Source organism: Streptomyces sp. SID4985 (assembly GCF_009863025.1).
Taxonomy (GTDB): Bacteria; Actinomycetota; Actinomycetes; order Streptomycetales; family Streptomycetaceae; genus Streptomyces.
In genome coordinates this window covers 1-514 of the sequence record NZ_WWIR01000520.1, presented here as the reverse complement: position 1 = coordinate 514, position 514 = coordinate 1, and the positions used below count along the sequence as shown (strand labels likewise).

General features: G+C 78.6%; 1 pseudogene. It reads left to right on the top strand.

From position 1 onward, the window contains the following. Window positions 1-514 (top strand): annotated as a pseudogene (locus tag GTW40_RS33275) (hypothetical protein); the annotation flags it as partial.

The window sequence follows — 514 nt, the reverse complement described above, 5'->3', positions numbered from 1 at the left end:
CCGGCTGGCCCGTCGTACGGGACACCGCCCGGCCCGTCGCGCCCCGCGACCCCTGGGACGCCCGCGCCGCCGCCACGCCCACCGCTCCCGACACGACCGGGACCGGGACCGGGACCGGCAAGACAACCGGTAACCCGACGGACCCCGCGCACGACCCGCACGAGGTCACCGTCCAGCTGGACTCCGTGAAGGGCGAGGCGGAGGCGCGCCCGGACGGGCCCGTCTTCGTGGACGAGTCCGGCCGCCGAGGGCGTACCGTCCGGCGGATCGGGCTCGCGGTCGCCGTCGCCTGCGCGGGGTACGCCGTCGTCATCGTCGCCACCCTGCTGTCCGGCAGTTCGGACGCGCCCTGGCTGCCCGTGCCGGACAAGGAGGACAAGCCCGCCGGGCGGGTGCACACCTCGCCGGTGCCCACCGTCTCCACCGCGCCGACGGCGGCGGACTCCGGTGGCGGCACCGGTCCCGCCGAGCCGCTGCCGACCGCCGCCTCCGCCGTACCCGGCGCCTCGGGCGC